The sequence below is a fragment of the Nitrosopumilus sp. b3 genome (assembly GCF_014078525.1).
GTDB lineage: Archaea > Thermoproteota > Nitrososphaeria > Nitrososphaerales > Nitrosopumilaceae > Nitrosopumilus.
Window position 1 is genome coordinate 220184 of record NZ_MU078694.1, and the last position, 16801, is coordinate 236984.

The following is a 16801-nucleotide window of genomic DNA, read 5'->3' on the forward strand; positions in this document are numbered from 1 at the left end:
TAATTTATTTTGATTTTCTATTAAAGAAGTCAATTTTTGATATTATTTAGGTGATCTTGATCTAGCTATTTTCCTTTAAGAATTAGTCATGTAGTTGACTTCATAAGCATAAATAATCAAATAATTTTACGATAGTGTGGGGCTTTCAAATTCAGTACTTTTGGGATTAAAAATTTTTCAGCCAATTTCTATCACAAATAAGACGTTAGAGTTTTTTGAATTTTTAAAATATGAAACAAAACCATTTCGAACTGATTCATCCCTTTCAAAAGACATTCTATTTGACGCAATTCCTAAGAGCATCAAAATTAAGCAAACTAAAACAACAAAAACCCAAACAAAAAAACTTTTTGAAGAATTCTTAAAGAATCTTGATAAGACACTTATGATTAAAAATTCTGATGATGAAATTTCAGAAATTAAATGGGATGAAATAGATGATTTTTGTAGTTTACTTCGTTTGATTGAGCGTGGTGATGAAAGAAAAGTTAGATGGGCATTATACAATCAATTTGTAACTGGGAATACTAAAATTACAATTGACTCCTTATCAAAACTTCTAAAAGAATTTAAAATTAAAAATTTAAAAAAGATTTTAATTAAAATATTAAAAACTGAAACACTATCTGGATTAGATGCAGAATTTGATGGAACTGTATTTGCAATAAAACATCAACTTGGCGATAAACTTGTATCTCATTATTTAGCTGATGCCATTGAAGAAGCATCAAGACGTTCTCCAGGTGAATTGGAGAAAGAAATTCTTGCATTGATTGATGAGGGATCATATTCTAATCAGGAAATTTCTCAAGCTTTAATGATTGATGAAGGTCTTGTATCGAGAATAATTTCTAAATTACGTGATCAGGAAAAAATTGTTTTATCTAGTTTTGGTCAACGTGGAATTAGATACTTTACTACAAATTGTGATAATTGTCCATTTGGAACCACAAAATCTTCATGTAGAAAAGAGACATTATCTTTTATCATTTCTGCATTTATGAAAGATTATGGTGTGGATCTTACAATCAAGGATTTTGATTCAGTAGAATCTAATCAAGCCCTTCTAAAAATTAAGCGAATTATCATGATGGCAAGAAAAGAAAAGAATACAAAACTAGAGCGTAATTTAAGCGAGAATCTTGATGGTGTTCTTTCAAAAGTAGTTGACAAATTCATTGACATTGAATTTCCTGATAAAAAAAACCCAAATCTTCCTGAAATCAACCTCAAAGTACCATCCAATATGGCAAATCTTCCTATATTGTATCAATTAGGATTAAGAAAAGGTGCGCAAGGTGGAATTAGGCTTATGGATGAGATGCTTCACTTAGTATCCAAATCAATCAGCAAAGAAGACCGTGTAAAAATAAAAAAACACTCTCTATCAGAAGCTAATAAATTCCTAAAATATCTGGGAATTGATCCTAAAAATTCTAATTGATTTCCTTTAGTATCAGTTCAAAAATTATTGGTATTATATACTAGAAAGTCTTAGGGAGTTTATGAAATTTTCAAATTTGCTAGTATTCTCAATAGTTGTTATATTGTTTTCAAGTCCTTTAGCATCTCAATCCTTTGCTGATGTCATTCCTCCAAAACAACAAATGAAACTAGATTTTACTGCTGAACAAATAATCTGTGCTGAAGGATTAGTAAAGATAACAAAAGCATCTTCAGGAAATGTATCTTGTGTAAAACCTGAATCTGCTGAGAAATTATCTCAAATGGGATGGGCTAAAAAACTCACAGACCAAAATCTAGAAGAAATTAAAACAAAAAAAGTCGCAAAAGGCCAGGCTGCTGGAACAATAAACAAACTATTTACTGTAAAACAGTTGTCTCCTTCTAAAACATCTGCTGCTTCAACTAGCATTTCTGGATATGCTTTTATTTTTGATGCATGTGCTAATGATAAAGTAATTCGCACACCTGAAATTTATGTGACATCTGATAGTGAAACTAAACAAGTAAAACTTGGAAGTATGATTAATGCAAACTCTTGTTATACTACATCTGTTCTAATCAAAGCTGCAAATCCTGAATCTATCACTGCAAAATTATTGAATAAAGGTGGAATCTCTGAAAAAATTTCATCCCTAGAATCTCAAGTTGCTGATTTGAAATCTCAAATAAAAACTCTAAAACAAACTCTTCCAAAAACAGAAGAAAACCCAAACCCTGAAACAATTAACAACATCATCTCACTTAAAAAAGAACTCAATGATGTTCAAGATCAATTAAGAAGATATTTAGTAGCTTTGTATGTTCCTCCAAATGTTAAAGTATCCAAAATTGATTTTCCTAAATCTATAACTGGACAACCCCTTACTGGAATGACAACTAATCTAATATCCGTATCTGAATCTGTTGTAGTACCAGTTTCCAGTAATCTTGATTTGAAAAGATTCAACGTGGTCTTTGAAGCTTGTTCAGGTATGGAATCTATACGAGTTCCAGTAATTACAATGGACTCTGATTCTGATTCAGTAGATGTAAAACTAATTGATAGAATTATTCCAGAATCATGTCAGGTTGGCATTGGAAAAATAAATGCAGTAGATTCAGAAACCATAATTGTCAGTATTAGTGAAAATGCAAGTATTTCAACACAAATTTCTTCTCTTGAGAAACACGTTGATGAACTACAACTTCAATTAGGTGAAAAAAGAAAAAGCTTAGGAGTATTAGTCTCAAAGCAACTTGATTCAGCAGGTGAAGAGGAGGCAGCACAATTAGCATTGGATATCAGCGATTTGCGAAAGGAACTGTTGGAGACTAGAACAAAACTCTACGGTATGATGTTGGGCCTTTAATTATTATCAAAATAAAGAGGTCATAAAAAATAAACCAACATCAATTAGAATATACTGATCTTTAATCAAATTAGTGGGCAGAAAATGAGAGAAAAGATTGGGATTATAGTTAATCGACTTGTCTATGGTTTTACGTTTGCCTTTTTGTATCAGATTGTAATTGGAATAGCAACATCCCTTCTTTCATTACCTTTGACAGGAAATATTCAAGATCTTATTTCTGGAGTGGAGTTAATTGATTCTCAAGAAGGGCCATGGCTTGTAGCTTGGTGGATAATTTCTACAATCATCATTACTGTTATGGCATTAATGATAATTCGATACAAAAAATACATCTCACCATATAAAGGAGAACAGAACATTGAGGTTCCCCCAAAAATTACTGTAGTGACTGCAATCATTATTGGTGCATTGATTTCATTTTTGTTTTTCCTACTTGATTCGGCTATTGGGTTAGTAGCAAAAGCAGGAACTGCAACTGATGTGCAAGCAATCTATGAAGCTGCAGTAGTGGGTAATTTTGTTCCATTGGGAATCAGCATAATCTTTTCAATAGTTGCTGGATTCATAGTTGTTGGAGTTGCAAGTAAAACATCCAAAGTTAAAGAAATAACAAAAGATTTTGGATTGCAAGATATTACCAAAATATCCCACATACTTAACAAAACTAAAACTCAAAAAGTATCATTAGTTGATACCATTGGACAAAGTCCTGGGGCATTAATCCATGTTGGTGAGCAAAGAGTAGAAAATGTTAGAATAGATATGATGGAATATGATAGTCAGGAAATTATTGAAAAAAATGATGTAAAAATTGAAGATTGTTTAGAGTCCAAGGACAAACCAAATGTTTCATGGATTAATGTTATTGGAATACATGATCCAAAAATTATTGAAGCATTTGGAAATAGTTTTGAAATCCATCCTCTTCACCAAGCAAACATTATGAATACTGAATTGAGACCTTCAATTGAAGTTTCAGATAACTACATCATGGTGATGTTAAAGATGCCTCATTACATTGATGAAACAGGAAAACTTGAATTAGAACAAATTTCCATAATTATTGCAAAAGATCATGTGGTAACTTTTCAAGAAATTGAGGCTGATTTTTTTGATCAAATTAGAAAGCGAATCCGAAACAAAACAGGCACAATTAGGAATCAAAAAAGTGACTATCTTGCCTATGCAATTATTGATGCCATAATTGATAGTTACTTCCTGGTTATAGAAAAAATTGGCGATATTACAGAAGAATTAGAAGATGAATTAATGCATAATCCTACAGCTGAAACTATGCAGACGATTCAAACATTAAAGCGACGAATGATATCTTTGAGAAAATCAATTTGGCCTGCTCGTGAAATTATTGATTTTCTAGGACGTGATTCTACAACTCTCATTTCAGATAATACTCGAACTTATTTGCGTGATGTCTACAATCACGTTATTCAGGTAATGGATACTATAGAAGGACTTCGCGATGTGATAGGAGGTATGCTTGATACATATCTCTCAAGTGTTAGTAACCGCATGAATGAAGTAATGAAGACATTAACAATCATTGCAGCTATTTTCATACCAATTACATTCATAGCTGGAATCTATGGTACAAATTTTGTTTATGTTCCAGAATTACAATGGGAGTACAGTTATTTTGCAATGTTAACTGCTATGGGTATTATTACTGGAATAATGCTGCTGTGGTTCAAACGAAAAAAATGGCTCTAAGTCCCTTATTTTAAATACATTATTGGTAACTCTATCATAATATTAGAATTTAATTATGGTTTTAAATGATTTTTAAAAATTAGATAGAATTGTTTTAAACTAGACAATTTAAAGAATGAATGCTACGTGGCTAATACAATAATTCAACGAACATATGAAATTTTAGAGGGAACAAATAATGATAAACTTACAAAGTGTTTTCAAATTTTCATTATCACTTTAATTGCAGTAAATGTCCTGGTTGTAATTGTTGAAACAGAAGAATCTGTATTAGATGAATACGGGTATCTGTTCACTCCTTTTGAGATCTTCTCTGTAATTGTTTTTACTGTTGAATATATTGGAAGAATAGTTGTTTACAAATTAAATCCTAAATATAATAATTCCAAGTATGGGTTGGCCAGAATGCTTGTCTCTCCTATGATGCTAGTTGATTTAGCTGCGATATTACCATTCTTCTTGCCATTTATTGTTGTAGATACTAGATTCATTAGAATAATTAGACTATTGAGACTGTTTAGGTTATTCAAACTATCTAGGTACTCTGGACCCATGCAAACTCTTGGTACAGTATTTAAATCCAAAGCAGGTGATTTGGCAGTGGCATTTTTTATTCTCTTCATTGTGTTGATTTTTGCATCAAGTTTGATGTATCATGCAGAGCATGCAGCGCAACCTGATGTCTTTTCTAGTATTCCTGCATCCATGTGGTGGGGTATTGTGACACTTACCACAATTGGTTACGGTGATGTCTATCCTGTTACTATACCGGGTAAATTAATTGCAGCTGGTGTTGCAGTAATTGGTATTGCTGTTTATGCTATTCCAACTGGAATAATGGCTTCAGCCTTTACAGAAGAATTAAGAAATAAAAGAGAAGCAAAAAGCAATACTTGCCCTCACTGTGGAAAGGATATCTCGTATTCATAAAAAATAATTGATCCTAAAAACTGTATTGAAATTTATTGTTCTTCTCTACAAAAATTTTGGTCATATGCTGATTTGGTAAAACCTCCTTCCAAAATTACTTTTCTTCTTCTTTACTTGAACTATTTTCCTTCTCTATCTTCTTTTCAATATCGTCTGTCTCTTTCTCTATCTTCTTTTCAATATCGTCTGTCTCTTTCTCTATCTTCTTTTCAAGATCCTCGTGCTTTTCTTCAATTTTTTCTACATGTACTTTGATTTTTTCATTAATTTGCTCTTCAATTTTTTCTTCTAGCTTTTCATCAACTGATGGCATGATTTTTCTTTTTATTAAGAATAAGATTCGTAATATCGCTTCAACTAATATTGCATATATTACAAATCCTATAATTTTGCCCAAAAATGGAATAAAGTCGTATGCTCTTTCTATTATGTCCTTTGGTGTGAAGAAAATGTTACTTGTAAGAAAAATACCTAATAATGCAAATGGGATTAATTTTGCAAAATCTTTTGCAAGATCTTCTTTGTAATAAGCTGAAATTCTTACTGTTACTACAAGCGATATCACAATTAGAAAAACCTGTTCTTTTGGAATATCTGGTGCCATGAAGAACAAAAATGTGGAATAAACAACAAACCAAACTAAAACAACTAGGGGAAAAACTATGACATATTTGAAAATATAAGCAATAATTGATGTTGCTTTTTTACCGTCTGTTTGATATTTTTTAAGACCTAGTGGAATCATTTCACGTCTTGCCAAAAATCTATAGAAATTCCAAATGAAAATACCATAAACTACCATTCCAATTGAATATGTAATTAATTCTGTAAATGATACTTCAATTCCAAACTGACTGGTAATATTTTCAATATCTATGAATGGTGCAATTAGATTATCATCAATTGTAATCCCACCAATTGTAACTAAACTTGTTGAAAGACCCATGTAGTTTTCTGAAAATCCAAAAACTGGGGGAATAAATGTAATAAAAAATAACAGAAGTATGATACTAGGCATCTTCAATATGATCAATCTAATTTATTCCTCAAGATGTAAATAGTTTTTATACAATTTGAAAAATTCCATGCTTCTCTTGAAAATTTGATATCGCAATGATTGATAAAATAAAGTCTACTTGATTCAATTATAGCTCAAGTCATTATGATCATACTTATAATACTCAACAAAAAAATTTATTCTAATGACTAAAACAATGCTGTTAGCAATTTTCACAGTTGCTGTTTTACTTACAGGTACAATTGCCACCCCGATGGGATTAATTGAATCTGCTGATGCTCTAAAAAGTAAAGGAACTTCAGCTAGTGCAATTAACTCAAAGAAGGTTTGTGGTGATAGACTCTGTTCTGAACCTGCTCCAGAAGTAAAAACTGAGGCAAAAAAGAAAGAAGAGGTAAAATCTGAAAAGAAAACAGAATCTGCTGAAAAAGCTAAAGAAGTACCAAAGAAAGACGCAAAAGCTGAAACAATGGAGAAAGCTAAAGAAACAGCTTCACTCAAAGTTCCAAAAACAGTTACAGGTGTTATCACATCAGTCCAAGATCCAGGTCAAGGTCATGAAGGACACCAGCTTGCAATTATTCTTCCACCCAGCGAAAAAACTTATCGTGGACATCTAACCTATACTGCATCTGAAAATGTTCAGCTTGTAGCATTACACGGTCCACTAAAAGCTGGAATGGCAAAGGGACAACCAACATGGACCATGGATGGAAAAAAAATGTTCGGTTTGACCTTTATTGACAAAGAAACTTCTTCAGGTGTTTGGCAGTTTACAGGAAATGCAGTAGCACTTCACACAAAAAATTCTGAACCATTCACTGTGACATACTCTGTTACATATACTGAAAATCCAGCAAGTGAAAAAGTAATTAGAGGAACTCTAACATCACAACAGGATCCGGGTATTGGACACGAGACCCACCAGCTTGCAGTAATATTGGGACCAAGTAATGGCAAAACATTCTCTGGTCATCTAACATATGATGCCTCAGAGCCTGTGCAAATTGTAACCCTGATTGGACCAATGAGCAAAAGTGACCTAACTACTATGCCTTATTGGACTCCTGATGGTGAAACATACTATGGATTGGTATTAGTTCCATCTAATGCAGCTGGTTCAACAATGTTTTCAGGTAATGCTTTGGCACTTCATACCATGAATGAAACACCATTCACTGTAAGCTACTCTTTAGTACTTACAAAATAATTTTTTCTTTTTTTATCAAAGACGCATTAAAAATTACGAGTATTAAATCGGTGATATATTTTCTTAAATCCTTTAAATAATATTATGAGGAGAAATTATGTGTTGAATAATAAATTATCTTTTACTGCATTTTTCACTATTTCAGTATTATTACTTGGTGCAATGGCAGGACCTTTGAATTTAGTTCAATCATCTGAAGCATTAAAGGGACAAGGAGTTCCAACTTCGCAATATGGCTCTGCTACTAAGGGAATTGTATGTGGTGATAAATTATGTTCTGAAGTTAAAGAAGAAGCAAAACAGAAAGAAGAAAAGAAAGAAGTAAAGAAAGAAGTAAAGAAAGAAGTAAAGAAAGAAGTAAAGAAAGAAGTAAAGAAAGAAGTAAAGAAAGAACCAGTAAAGAAAGAAACAACACCTGAAGTAAAGAAAGAACAAGTTAAAACAGAAAAAAAAGAATCTGAAAAACAGAAGCTTGCAGACAAAGCAATGGCTGAAAAATCAAGATATGAGGAATTAACATTGCCTCCAAGAACAATAAAGACTGGAACTGTTACCTCATCACAAGATCCTGGTATTGGACATGAAGGTCATCAACTTGCTATAATTCTACCTCCTTCTGAGAAAGTTTATCGTGGAATGTTGACATATTCTGCATCTGAAGATGTACAGTTAGTTGTTCTTCACGGACCACTAAAGCCTGGAGAAGATAGAGGACAAGCAATTTGGACTCCTGATGGTGAAACAAAATATGCTTTGACTTTTGTTCCAGTAAATAACATGGCAGGCACTTGGCACTTTGCAGGAAATGCATTAGCTGTGCATACAATGAATGAAGATCCATTTTCAATATCTTACACTGTAGCATATCGAGAACGAACACTTTCTGATACTGTAAAAAGTGAAACCATTACCTCATCACAAGATCCTGGTATTGGACATGAAGGTCACCAGTTATCAATAATTTTACCTCCACGTATTCCAGCATACTTTGGAACTGTGGGCTTCTCAGCATCTGAAAATGTTCAACTGGTTGCACTTCATGGCCCCTTACAGCCAGGAGTAAAAACTAGTGGACAAGCTACATGGTCCCCTGATGGAAAGACTATCTATGCGTTGAGCTTTATTGATAGGGATACTTCGATGGGAACTTGGCAGGTTACTGCAAATGCTTTGGCACTTCATACCATGAATGAAACACCATTCACCGTAACCTATTCTGTTGCGACAGGACAATAATTCTTGGATTATGTTTATTTAACTTTGAATCATTAAAATTATGATGAAAAAATTATTACTTACAATTCCTTTATTGATACTCTTAACTCTGGGAGTGTCTTTTACTTTTGCTGAATCACTTGTTCCTGGATGGATTAAAAATACTGCTCTATGGTATGGTCAAGACAAGATTTCTGAAAAAGAATATTTGGAATCGCTTAGATATTTAATTAATAACAAAATTTTATTTTTAGATGAGCAAGAAAAAAATAATGTTCTTGATCCTACAATTACTTCAAATGAAATCAGTGTAACAAAACCTCGAATTAATCAATGCTCAACATTGTACCAATCATACAAAAACATCGGAAAAGCACAATTTGTTGCAAAATATCAGCATGTAAATTACATTAGCATATGTGTTAAACTCTACCAAGATCCTATCTGGAATTATCAGGGTGGGGATAGAATTGAACAATTAAATGCAAAATTTATTGAATTTGAAAACAATGCGATTCAATCAAAGCCCAAACTATCCTATGAGCCTAGCGTAAAGATTCTATCTACTACAAAAATAGGTGAAGGAAAGTATGATGTAAAATTTAATGTGTGTGCAGGTGATAAAAAAATAGACAAAGCCAAAGTCCTAGTCAAATCTGCAATAGAATCTATCCAAGTAGGAACTAACAAAGACATTCCTGAAAATGTGTGTAGGACATATGTGACACAGCTTCATGCAAATAATGTTGCAAATATCCAAATTACAATTCTTGAACAAGTTCTAGAATAGAATAAGTCTTATCCAAAAATTAGAACTAATATTCATCTTAAGAGTTGACTTCATTTAAAATGAAATCAACTCTATATTGTTTTTTAAACAATAATTCCATAAATGTCTCAAATGTTACACTATCAAGAACCAAAAGAAGATAAAAAAATCTATGATGCATCAATCCATTGTAATTACTGTGGTGGCAAATTAGAAAAAATCTCAGAATATTGTTCAGAGACTTGTAAAATCAAAGACTCTGTTTGGCATAGTGATGTCTAGTGATGAATATGGAATTTTCAAACTATGATGCACAACAAGATGGGGTAGAACAACGTTTTGAACATCTATATCCAGAATATTATGATTCGTTAAAAACTTCATTTAAAGAAAAAGATCAAAGAAAAAAGAAAAAGATGAAACCTGCGTTCTGTGATTAAATGAATAGAAAAAACACGTTGGGTATTTGCAAAAAATTATTTTTTAGAAAATTGAATTCAGTAATGTATTAATTGAAAAAAGGAAGTAAATGTAAAATGTCAATTCCATCAAAACGCAGTAGTGTTGTAATTAGAAATATGGTTTTGAGTGATATTCCCGAAGTGGTTGAATTGCAAAAAGCTTCTTTTCCAGTCATGGCTTCAGAAGGAGTTTATTGGAAACCCACACAATTGAAATCCCACATCAAAGTTTTTCCAGAGGGGCAGTTTATAGCTGAATACAAAAATAAAATTATTGGTTCTTGCAGTAGTCTAATAATTACTCTGACTCCTGAGTATAAAGAGCATACATGGAAATCTGCATGCGGTGATAGTTTTTTCAAAAACCATGATCCAAAAGGGGATACATTGTATGGTGCAGATGTATCTTCTCATCCTGATTATAGAAGATTGGGGGTGGCCACGAAATTATATGATGCACGAAAACAACTGGCAATCAAACTAAATTTGAGAAGAATTGTAGCGGGGGGAAGATTGACAAATTACAGTAAATATGCAAAACAAATGTCTCCTATAGAATACGTGCAAAAAGTAAAAAAACATGAAATTAAAGAACCTGTACTGTTGTTTCAGATTAGAAATAAATTCAGATTCATCAAAATTTTGCCAAATTACATGAATGATCCCCTTTCACTAAACTATGCAACTTTTATTGAATGGAAAAATCCTAATTTTAACGAAAAATTATGATAATTGATTGTCATGTTCATGTAAACCAATACGAACTAACTCAAAACATTTCATTATTAGAAGACAGATTGGAAATGCTTCAAACTGAAATGACAAGTAACAATGTAGATTATGCAATCATACTTTCATCATACAAGGTTAATGCCCAAAGACCATCTACTGAACAAATAATTGAAGCAATAAAAAAATATGACAACTTGGGCGTAGCGGCTGGTTTTACCATTGATAATCACACTGATGATGATCTTAGAAAATACAAGAAATTGATTAAAGATGGGAAAATAAAAGCCATGAAAATTTACTCAGGCTATGAACACTATTACCCATATGATGAAAGATATCAAAAAGTCTATGACACATGCATAGAGTTTGGCATTCCAGTAATGTTCCACACAGGAGACACATATTCTGAAAAAGGAAAATTGAGATATTCCAGACCACTAAATTTAGATGATGTTGCAGTTGATAACCCTGAACTAAAGATGGTGATGTGTCATTTGGGTAATCCTTGGATACAGGATGCTCAAGAAGTAATATATAAAAATAAAAATGTCTATGCAGATGTTTCGGGATTGGTTGTTGGCTCTTTTGATCATTTCTTTGAAAAAATGATGAAGGATAAAGTTGCAGAGTTAATCAACTATGCAGGTGAGCCAAGATATCTCCTATATGGTACAGACTGGCCAATCAGTACAATGGATTCGTATCTGAATTTTGTGGCAAAACTTAACATCAAAAAACCATTTCGAGATAATTTCATGTATAAAAATGCTAAAGATCTGTTTAAAATTTCATAACCTTTTTTCAATTATCTAATTTGATTTAGTTGTAATGATACTATGGTTTTTAAAATTTATTTGATTTCGTCTTAAATTTAGTCATATGGAGATTTGTTTAATAGAACGTTAAGAAAAAACTACCTTGATAAATAAAATGAGATGTGCAAACTGTGGAAATCAAGCAAGCTGGAGGGATCCTGATTGTAATAAATGTGATAAACCACTCCACCAAAAAAATTGTAAAGGAAAATCTGCTGACTGTAAATGCCATGGAATAAACGAGCAAGAGTGGTCACAGAAAAAAGCCACAAATACACAATAATCTAAAGTCGGCTTTCTTCATTTTCTTTCACAGTGATTTAAAAAAAGGAAAAATGGAAAAAAGATTCCATGTTAAAGTCCTATTCTAGTTTTGATTAATCTAGAACAGAATTGATGTTTGATTATCGTTTTCTTCCTTTGGATTTTGTAGTGGTCTTTCTTTTTGGAGCTGCTCTGCGTTTAGCTGCTACTTTTCTCTTTGGAGCTGCTTTTTTAGCTGCAGTTTTTCTCTTTGGTGCACTACGTTTTTTTGGTGCAGCAGTAGGTTTTTTCTTTGCTGCTACAGTTCGCCTTCTTTTCGAAGCTGTTTTAGCTATACCTTCTGCTTTTAGCTTTGCATTTCTTTTTCTAGTTCTTGCTGCTTTTACAGCTGCTGCACTTCTTTGTGCTTTTGTTTGTGCCATGATGGATTTTTTCAGATTTACTATGTCTTATAGTGGAGAAGTGAAATATTTTTAGCCAAAAATACCCATTTTCATCAAAGATAGATTATTCAAATTCAAAATTGAATTTTTTTGAATTCACATGATCTTTCGAAATTAGATTTATAGGTATGGTCATGTTTTAGATCTTAAATAATTGAATAATTTGATTTCCACTTTATCTAAGGAAGAGACCCAAAATTGAAACTAGAAAAAATAGAAAATTCATTTAAACCAACTTCAGACAAAAAATCTTCTTTTGCAAAAAAGGGCATGGTTTCTTCAGCATTTCCTGATGCGACAAAAGCAGGAGTTGAAATGCTCAAGAAGGGCGGTAATGCAATTGATGCTGCATGTGCCACAGCAATTGCACTAGGTGTATGTGAGCCTCAGGCATCTGGCCTTGGCGGGCAATCGATGGCAATTATTCATTTTAATGGAAAATCATTTGCGATCGATGGCTCTAGCCGTTCCCCTTCCATGGCACATTCATCAATTTTTACAAAAAAGAAAACAAGACTACTGGGATACAAAGCAACCACTGTACCTAGCACTCTTGCTTTGATTGGATTTTTGCATGAGCGTTATGGTACTTTGGAATGGCAAAAAATCATTGCACCTTCAATTCACATTGCTAAAAAAGGATACAGAATTACTCAATTACAACACTCTTTACAAGAAAGAGAATTGAAAAACTTTCTTTCAATTAAATCAAAGTCTGGTGCAAAATATTTCCTAAAAGATGGTTTGGTTCCCTATGATGTCGGTGATAGATTTGTTCAAGATGATCTTGCTCAAACTCTTGATGCCATTTCTGAATACGGATACCGTGTTTTCTACCAGGGTAATATTGCTAAAAAAATTGATGAAGATATGAAAAAAAATCACGGATTAATTCGAGAAGAGGATTTAGCATACGTCCCAGAACCACTAATTAGAAAACCAATTAGCCGGAAATACCGTCATCTTACAGTATCTACTTTACCTCCGCCAGCAGCTGGACGGACATTACTTCTAACATTGATGATGCTCAATCACTTGCCCTCCAAATTTCTTCGTAGCTCAAAGCCTAGCTCGTATCATTTTGTTGCCGAAACATTTAGGAAAGCATTCTTGCATAGAGTGCAACGTCCATTTAATAGACATACATATGATCAAATTCAAGATAAATTGCATTTGCAAAGAAGCTTTGCAAAACAGATGGCTGACTCCATCCATAATTCTATGGATGCAACGTTGCCCATGATTGATCCGGATTTTGGTGGGGAAGATACTACACATCTTTCAACTATGGATAATGACGGAAATGCTGTGGGAATAACACAATCTGTTGAATTAGCATATGGATCCAAAACTGCAGCAGCGGATATGGGATTTCTGTATAACAACTATATGTCTGCATTTGAGTTTACGACTCCAAATCATCCTTACTATATTCGGCCTAACGCCATTCCTTGGACTTCAGTATCTCCTGCATTGATTTTTAATAATTCAAAACTCTGGATGGTTGTGGGAAGTCCCGGTAGTCAAAGAATTTATTCGACCATCACACAATTTCTTTCACGAATCATTGATGGTAATTTACCAATGGATGAGGCAATTATACGTCCACGATTTCATTGTTCTATTGGAGGTACTATCAGCATAGAAGACGGGGGATTTAGAACTGAAATTATTAACTTTCTCAAAGAAATGGGATATGAGATTTCTATTAAAGAAAGATATTCTTTTTACCATGGAGCAATTCACGCTACGATGAAACTACAAACACAAGAAGGATTTCAAGGAGTTGCAGAAGTTCGACGTGATGGGACAGCCGAGGGATTAAATTAACAAAATTACCTATTCTATTATCCATTCCACATGGTGGAATACGAAAACCTGTTGAACTTGACGGACATCTCTGCATTACAAATAAAGATCTTTTTGATGATTCTGATCCTTTTGTGATTGAAATGTATGATTTGAATGATAAAGTACAGCGTGTAGTTAAATCCAAAATTGCAAGAGCATTTGTAGACCTTAATCGTGCACCCGATGATTTGCCCCCAAATAACCCTGATGGAGTAATTAAAAGTTCAACATGTTACAAAAAACCAATTTATCATGAGAGAAAAGAACCTGATGACTCTCTTAGAACAATGTTACTTGAGTTGTATTATTTCCCTTATCACAATTCTATACAAAAGAGTCTAGATGAATTAGAACTCCAATTATGTCTTGACTGTCATTCTATGGCAACGATTGCCCCTGGAATTTCACCTGATGCCAAGAACAATAAACGACCAAAATTCTGCTTATCTAATAATGATGGACAGACTGCATCTCAAGAAATGATGGATTTGTTAGCCTCATGTATTTCTGAATCATATGATATTGATAGGAATGAAATTTCAATAAATGATCCCTTTCATGGTGGGCATATTACAAGAACATATGGAAACAAACCTGTACCTTGGATTCAGGTTGAAATGAATAGAGATTTGTATCTGACAGAGCCTTGGTTTGATCAAGAAAATCTAACGGTAGATCCAACACACCTGAAGAAATTAAATAAGCAATTTGAAAATACATTGAATCTTTTTTTTAAAAAATTTGATGGAGTAGATTCTTGGCAGTAGAGGTAACCGAATTCCTTGCACTGCTAGCATTGCTACTAGGTGGCGGGATGATTGGAGCAGGAATAATGAAAAAAATAAAGTTTCCAACCATTATTGGTTTTATCTTAATTGGAATGATTTCAGGACCATATGGACTTGGAATTGTTGATGATGTTGAATTAATCAATCTTTTAGCAGAATTGGGAATAATTATTCTGCTATTTGTAGTGGGATTAGAATTCAGTCTTCAAAAATTACGAAAGGCTGGAATGAAAGCAATCACAGTTGGAATGACAGAATTATCAATAATGTTTTTTCTGGCGTACATTGGAGCTTTTTCATTTGGATGGTCCCATTTAGAATCCCTTTATCTGGCAGGAATTTTGTCAATCAGCAGCACTGCCATCTCTTTACGAATAATGAGAGATCTTAAGCTAGTAAAAACAAAAGAATTTGATACTATTATTACAATTTTAATTGTTGAGGATCTTGCAGCAGTTTTACTCTTAGTTATTTTAGGTAATGCCTCTGAAGGAGCTACACTTGATTTAACGGGTGTTGGAATTTTGATTTTACAAAGCTTGACGTTTTTTGTTATTGCACTAGCTCTTGGAATTAAATTAATTCCAAAACTTTTGGAGAAGATACATGGATTGGATATTCCCGAAGGCCCGTTCATCACAGCGCTTGCTTTGGGGTTTGGGTTGGCAGTTTTGGCGCATTTTCTTGGTCAAAGTTCAGCTATTGGAGCATTTATCATGGGAATGATCATTGCATCATCAAAACATTCTGAAAGCATCACAAAAAAAATTCTTCCATTAAGAGACTTTTTTGGCGTAATATTTTTCGTATCTATTGGAATGCTGGTAAACATTATGGCAATACCTGAGGTTGCCTTGATATCCATGCCCATAATCATTTTGGCTGTTGTTGGAAAATTCATTGGAAATTTCTTTGGATCTTCAATTGGTGGTCATGGTATTGTTAGTTCTTCAACTATAGGTTCTGTAATGGTACCTAGAGGTGAGTTTTCCTTTATCATGGCAAAGCAGGCTGTTGATAGTGGTTCAGTTAGAGATACTCTATATCCAGTTACCATGTTGGTGACTCTTGCTACGATGCTTTGCATGCCATTACTGCTGAAAATATTACCAACACTTGCAGATAAAACAAGTCATATTCCAATGAATATTTTAAACCCGATTCATATTGTTGGAAAATTTTTTAATAATTTGATGAATACTCCTGATGATAACAGCCAATTCAATATACTTTTGAAAAAGCATGGAATAAAATTTTTTATTAATCTGATGGTTGTAATAGCAATCCTTGCAATCATTGATTACTTTAATGATGATATAGTGACAATTATTTCTACACTTGGTATTCCACTCCCAATTGAACCTGAAATACTTTTGACAATTATTAGCATATTGCTAATCATCTATCCTGTAATTGCGATGCTTGGTAAAATTGAAAATTTAGTTACAAGTATCTCAGATATTTTATCCACCAAACTAATTCCAGCAGATACACAACGACTTGAAGAGAAGCCACTCCATAGATTAATGAGAAATATTTTCTTTATTGGTTTTATTTTGATACTTATAGCTATCATGCAACCTTACATTGCAGATATTGTGGAACTTCCATTTCTCCCCTTTATCATATCTGGAATAGGGCTTACCATAGCAATAATTTTGATAGCTGATTCTGTATTTGTATTCCAAAAGCTATCTCATGGCCATATTATGGAAAGTTTGATGAAAGAAGATGAAACTTTTGAGCCTGAATAATCTG

Annotated in this window: 17 protein-coding genes; 15 read left to right on the forward strand and 2 right to left on the reverse strand. The window is 33.0% G+C overall.

Annotated features, from left to right (window positions below; genetic code table 11):
* The first annotated feature begins 136 nt into the window (after positions 1–136).
* The 4 genes from C6990_RS03205 to C6990_RS03220 all read left to right on the forward strand — a co-directional run bounded on the left by C6990_RS03205 (position 137) and on the right by C6990_RS03220 (position 5477).
* Positions 137–1444: a sigma-70 family RNA polymerase sigma factor gene (locus C6990_RS03205; protein ID WP_182128315.1), complete on the forward strand. Its 1308-nt coding sequence runs from the start codon at positions 137–139 to the stop codon at positions 1442–1444.
* A gap of 61 nt (positions 1445–1505) precedes the next feature.
* On the forward strand, positions 1506–2816 hold the full coding sequence (locus C6990_RS03210; RefSeq protein ID WP_182128317.1) for a hypothetical protein: 1311 nt from the start codon (positions 1506–1508) through the stop codon (positions 2814–2816).
* Positions 2817–2900: 84 nt separating this feature from the next.
* Positions 2901–4547 (forward strand): magnesium/cobalt transporter CorA, encoded by a 1647-nt coding sequence (gene corA / locus C6990_RS03215; protein ID WP_182128319.1) that lies wholly within the window; start codon positions 2901–2903, stop codon positions 4545–4547.
* A 126-nt stretch (positions 4548–4673) separates the two neighbouring features.
* A complete protein-coding gene (locus C6990_RS03220; protein ID WP_182128321.1) occupies positions 4674–5477 on the forward strand; it encodes an ion transporter in 804 nt (267 codons plus the stop codon).
* A gap of 94 nt (positions 5478–5571) precedes the next feature.
* Here C6990_RS03220 and C6990_RS03225 read toward each other — a convergent pair whose 3' ends face one another.
* Entirely contained in the window at positions 5572–6423 is an 852-nt protein-coding gene (locus C6990_RS03225) for a hypothetical protein (RefSeq protein WP_182128323.1), read from the reverse strand.
* A 256-nt stretch (positions 6424–6679) separates the two neighbouring features.
* Here C6990_RS03225 and C6990_RS03230 point away from each other — a divergent pair, with 256 nt between their 5' ends.
* The 8 genes from C6990_RS03230 to C6990_RS03265 all read left to right on the forward strand — a co-directional run bounded on the left by C6990_RS03230 (position 6680) and on the right by C6990_RS03265 (position 11980).
* The gene (locus C6990_RS03230; protein WP_182128325.1) at positions 6680–7705 is read left to right on the forward strand and encodes a hypothetical protein; all 1026 of its coding nucleotides are present in this window, start codon (positions 6680–6682) and stop codon (positions 7703–7705) included.
* A gap of 99 nt (positions 7706–7804) precedes the next feature.
* On the forward strand, positions 7805–8941 hold the full coding sequence (locus tag C6990_RS03235) for a hypothetical protein (protein WP_255465154.1): 1137 nt from the start codon (positions 7805–7807) through the stop codon (positions 8939–8941).
* 43 nt (positions 8942–8984) lie between these two features.
* Positions 8985–9710, forward strand: a complete 726-nt coding sequence (locus C6990_RS03240) for a plastocyanin (protein ID WP_182128329.1) — start codon at positions 8985–8987, stop codon at positions 9708–9710.
* 102 nt (positions 9711–9812) lie between these two features.
* Positions 9813–9971 carry a hypothetical protein gene (locus C6990_RS03245; protein WP_182128331.1) on the forward strand — a complete coding sequence of 53 codons (159 nt, stop codon included), beginning with the start codon at positions 9813–9815 and terminating at the stop codon, positions 9969–9971.
* Positions 9972–9979: 8 nt separating this feature from the next.
* Positions 9980–10129, forward strand: a complete 150-nt coding sequence (locus tag C6990_RS03250; protein WP_182128333.1) for a hypothetical protein — start codon at positions 9980–9982, stop codon at positions 10127–10129.
* A 96-nt stretch (positions 10130–10225) separates the two neighbouring features.
* On the forward strand, positions 10226–10879 hold the full coding sequence (locus C6990_RS03255; RefSeq protein ID WP_255465155.1) for a GNAT family N-acetyltransferase: 654 nt from the start codon (positions 10226–10228) through the stop codon (positions 10877–10879).
* The gene (locus tag C6990_RS03260; protein WP_182128335.1) at positions 10876–11676 is read left to right on the forward strand and encodes an amidohydrolase family protein; all 801 of its coding nucleotides are present in this window, start codon (positions 10876–10878) and stop codon (positions 11674–11676) included. The genes C6990_RS03255 and C6990_RS03260 overlap by 4 nt, the downstream gene beginning before the upstream one ends.
* Before the next feature lie 124 nt (positions 11677–11800).
* Entirely contained in the window at positions 11801–11980 is a 180-nt protein-coding gene (locus tag C6990_RS03265; RefSeq protein WP_182129126.1) for a hypothetical protein, read from the forward strand.
* Between the two features lie 121 nt (positions 11981–12101).
* Here the strand turns inward: C6990_RS03265 and C6990_RS03270 are convergent, their stop codons facing one another.
* The gene (locus C6990_RS03270; protein ID WP_182128337.1) at positions 12102–12383 is read right to left on the reverse strand and encodes a histone; all 282 of its coding nucleotides are present in this window, start codon (positions 12381–12383) and stop codon (positions 12102–12104) included.
* Between the two features lie 219 nt (positions 12384–12602).
* Here C6990_RS03270 and ggt point away from each other — a divergent pair, with 219 nt between their 5' ends.
* The 3 genes from ggt to C6990_RS03285 are packed head-to-tail and all read left to right on the forward strand — an operon-like array spanning position 12603 to position 16797.
* Complete coding sequence (gene ggt, locus C6990_RS03275) at positions 12603–14234, forward strand: gamma-glutamyltransferase (protein WP_182128339.1); 1632 nt, start codon at positions 12603–12605, stop codon at positions 14232–14234.
* 11 nt (positions 14235–14245) lie between these two features.
* Complete coding sequence (locus C6990_RS03280) at positions 14246–15022, forward strand: N-formylglutamate amidohydrolase (protein ID WP_255465232.1); 777 nt, start codon at positions 14246–14248, stop codon at positions 15020–15022.
* The gene (locus C6990_RS03285; RefSeq protein WP_182128341.1) at positions 15013–16797 is read left to right on the forward strand and encodes a cation:proton antiporter; all 1785 of its coding nucleotides are present in this window, start codon (positions 15013–15015) and stop codon (positions 16795–16797) included. Before C6990_RS03280 ends, C6990_RS03285 begins: the two co-directional genes overlap by 10 nt.
* Positions 16798–16801: the final 4 nt, after the last annotated feature.